This is a genomic window from Priestia endophytica, from assembly GCF_026790145.1.
Classification (GTDB): Bacteria; Bacillota; Bacilli; order Bacillales; family Bacillaceae_H; genus Bacillus_I; species Bacillus_I endophytica_A.
This window is the reverse complement of the sequence record NZ_JALAMS010000087.1, coordinates 1-3497: the sequence shown is the minus strand read 5'-3', so window position 1 is coordinate 3497 and position 3497 is coordinate 1. Positions and strand designations below refer to the sequence as shown.

Annotated in this window: 5 protein-coding genes; 3 read left to right on the top strand and 2 right to left on the bottom strand. The window is 32.9% G+C overall.

Going from position 1 to position 3497, the window contains the following annotated elements; genetic code table 11:
• Positions 1–226 (top strand): DinB family protein (locus MOC86_RS27275; RefSeq protein WP_326847773.1); only part of this gene is annotated, 226 nt, incomplete at its 5' end.
• A 171-nt stretch (positions 227–397) separates the two neighbouring features.
• Here MOC86_RS27275 and MOC86_RS27270 read toward each other — a convergent pair.
• Positions 398–925: a hypothetical protein gene (locus MOC86_RS27270; RefSeq protein WP_268587013.1), complete on the bottom strand. Its 528-nt coding sequence runs from the start codon at positions 923–925 to the stop codon at positions 398–400.
• 201 nt (positions 926–1126) lie between these two features.
• Positions 1127–1723, bottom strand: a complete 597-nt coding sequence (locus tag MOC86_RS27265; protein ID WP_268587012.1) for a DUF6241 domain-containing protein — start codon at positions 1721–1723, stop codon at positions 1127–1129.
• A gap of 403 nt (positions 1724–2126) precedes the next feature.
• Between MOC86_RS27265 and MOC86_RS27260 the strand changes: the two genes are divergently transcribed.
• Positions 2127–2447, top strand: coding sequence for a hypothetical protein (locus MOC86_RS27260; RefSeq protein WP_268587011.1), 321 nt, complete (start codon positions 2127–2129; stop codon positions 2445–2447).
• Between the two features lie 90 nt (positions 2448–2537).
• Positions 2538–3281, top strand: coding sequence for a DUF7003 family protein (locus tag MOC86_RS27255; protein WP_268587010.1), 744 nt, complete (start codon positions 2538–2540; stop codon positions 3279–3281).
• Positions 3282–3497: the final 216 nt, after the last annotated feature.

Genomic DNA, 3497 nt, shown 5'->3' with positions numbered 1-3497 from the left:
GTACAAAGCGTTTCTCGATCGTCAAGAGGATATGGAAACGGCCTTTGTGCTTGAAACCCGCTTTGCTGGACGACTCGAAACTCGTTTATCTGACTTAGTACAACATGTTGTCAATCATGGAACATATCATCGTGGCAATATCACGGCTATGTTGAGGCAATTGGGCCATCCTGGTGTTATGACTGATTATGTTTTATATTTATATGAAAAAGGTAACAAATCTTAACCTTTATAGATAATAAATAAAAAGAGCAGAGATACTTTTAGTTCAATACTTTAAGTACTCTCCTCTTTTTTATATGTTCCTATAATTAAGGTTATGTAAATTAGCTTTCCGTAAAAATATGAGTTTTAAATTATGCTATCTAAACAAATGAAGCTACATAATTTCCCCTTTTTATTTCCTCAATAGAAGTTTATATTGATAATTATCCATCTTTGTTCCCTTCCGATTAGCAAGATTTATCTCTCTAACCAATCCGGGTTCCTTTTTATGTGTACTGACGCGTCTGAAAAGAATAGGGTTTACAGACTTATACAGGACATAAGTGCTTGTAAGTTGTTCAGTTGGAACAAAGGAGTACTCCCAGCTGTTGGTTTCATGAATTACATAAGGAGTAGATGAAAATTGGTTTTTTTTAGCATAAGCATAATCATAAGGTTGCTTTTGAATGGACCACCATAACCACAACGTATGAAAGAGAATGGCTCCAATCAAGACTCTCTTTATTGTTTTTACCTTGGTCTGTCTATCCTTTAAGAAGAGGTAGAAAAAAGTCGGCATAGCAATTAATCCAATGATTGCGATCCATTTATCTAACAGTCCTCCATTAATCCAGAAAATAAAACCTATTCCCTTCATTAAAACAAACACAAAAACGCCTATAGTTAAACATAGGGATGAGCGATACATTACTTTTTTCACAATATTCCTCCATACTTTAGGATGTATGTCTTTCATAAATATGTCTTATTTTGAATAGAGGAACGTTCATGATTATCGAGGAATATGAACTTCCTAATATATTCTTTTCAATCTTGCCACATTTTACAGAATGAATAATATAAAGAAACAGAGATGATATTTACATCATTCTTTTTTTCTATTTTAATAAGCTTACTTTTCTTATTTATCATCGTTATAGAAATGTTTTCGAACAAAATAACTTTCTTCCGTCATAGTCATACGTCCGATAGCCTTACCAACTTTACCGCCTTCATATTCCCAAAAATAGTTATGTTCTTCAATTACATTGTCAAAGTTACCATTTTCCCAATGGTTCACTATTTGTAAAAGCTTTTTTTTATTAGGTGGTTGAACCTCGTTAATGAGATCTGTAACTTGAGCTAAAGAGTATGGAGTCATTCGAATAGCTCCTTCTTTTTTGTTCGCTCTAACTTTTTGGTGGGTCATTAAGTGCATGATGTGCATAATATCAGCTTCTGTAGGATTTTCAGGAGGCTCAAATGTCATATGACCCTCACTCGTTTCTGCTCTTTCAAAAGCTTCTTTAGAGGAACTATCTGTTGTCTTTCCTTTAACCGTTTCTTCACTATTAAGTTTAAGCTCGTCAGCTTTTTGCTCTTTTTCCACTTCAGAAGAAATCTCCTCTTCCTTTTGTAACTCCTGAGATTGAGTCTTATCTAATACCTTAAACGTTATAAATGCAATAGCAAGACACATAACTAAAGCAATCCCAGTAATTTTGAAAAACTTCTTCATGATTTCTCCTCCGACTCAGAATGATGTTAAGAAATTAAGTATAACTTTTTAATAAATACGATGCTATATCATATCATACAACCATCCTATAACGTAACAAAGTAAGATAAATATGGCAAATTAACATGTAACTGGATTTTTAATACAAAATTAAACGCGTCCGTAAAAGTATACTTTTGAGGACGTTCTCTTTGCGAACTTTCTATTTGGGTTTGCTGTTTATGGAATGATAAGGTAATTAATGGATATGGGGATTATGTTTGTTTATTTTTGGAAAATAATTTTAAATTGTTTTTATTAAACAGGTTTGCGCTTTTTACTACCTTTAAAATGTTTTATGGTAACTAGTTTCAACATACTGTATGATTTACAAGGTGAAATTAATTTTGGAAGAGGTAAGAAGATGTCCGTTACATTTTACATAGCAGATAACAAGAAAGAAATCCAAGATGCCGAATATGGTGTTTATTTAGAAGATGAACTTCACGATTATTTATGGGAAAAAGAAAAAGGGAAAAGCTATGAATTAGAGTTATTAATCAATTTGGATCCATATGAGCATAAACAATTTAATATACATGAGGTAAAAAGATTGAAGCGAATATGCGAAATTATTCTTAGGGACTATAAGGAACCTTGTGTCATAGAATTTGGAGAAAAATTACATAACTTATGTATTGAAGCTTTAAATAGAAGTAAGCTTGTATTTGCATTTGGAGATTAGTCTATGATGTGGCAAAAAATCATAAAATTATTATAGATTATAAGACTAGTGTATTGTAGGATACTTAAATAAAAGGAGAAAATAAATTAAATGAGCCGAAGAAGATCATACAGTAGACGAACAGACAGAAAACGGCAAAAGGCTGAATGTACGTCACAAGACCAAATATTAAAATTTCTTGATTATCATGCTAAAGAATTTTCTTTTCCCATGTTCGATATTATTTCATTTAATGCTGCTTACAGTCGATTGTCTGTCTATAAGGATGAAGAGCAATGGCTAATAGTATTTGAAATGATTGGGGCAGGGGGAGGTGCTGGTTATATAGAAAATTGCTTATTCGCTTATGGAAATAAGACTAAACAGGATGGTATAATTTCGTCCTTTAACGACATTTATGATAGTGATGATGATACTTATTATGACGATGATGGTCATCTCATTATAGATCCTTTTAATATAAACGTATCTTTAAATAATGAGAAGGTTCATCTTACCCTTTCAAAGGATGATTACGAAAGAAATCATATAGAAAATCCTGAACTATTCAGCCACACTAAATTGGTAAGAATATTAGGTGCTTACTACCCAGAGAAATTTTTGTTAAAAGAAAAGGACATTTTTGAAGAAGTGGAACTCGAAAATATACCTTTATTTTATCGAACAGAGTCCTGGAAACATCCTGCTCTTACAGAAGACGAACTCCCAAGTGATATTCGGTTTTTTAGAAGTTTAGCTTTAGCCATTGAAAATGGAGATAGTAAACTAATAGAGAATCGTAATCCTAATAACCATTGGACCAATTGGATAGAAGATGACGTAGAAGAATTTTGAATACATCTAAGAGAAACAAAAAAAGCACAAACCCGTTGCTAATCAATGGATTTGTGCTTTTTTACTACCTATAACATGTTTTATGGTGCGACAAGAAGTCGCTTTTATATAGTGTGGCTCACGCCACTGGTTTAGACGCAAAAACTATCCCCGTCCAAAACTGCGGGCCCGTAATGGTCACGTAGGTTGCAAGCGGAAATGCGGAAACACAGAGAC

Bases quoted from the DNA above. Each gene is read 5' to 3' on its own strand.
- MOC86_RS27265 (WP_268587012.1), bottom strand. From the start codon at position 1,723: ATGAAGAAGTTTTTCAAAATTACTGGGATTGCTTTAGTTATGTGTCTT.
- MOC86_RS27255 (WP_268587010.1), top strand. From the start codon at position 2,538: ATGAGCCGAAGAAGATCATACAGTAGACGAACAGACAGAAAACGGCAA.
- MOC86_RS27260 (WP_268587011.1), top strand. From the start codon at position 2,127: ATGTCCGTTACATTTTACATAGCAGATAACAAGAAAGAAATCCAAGAT.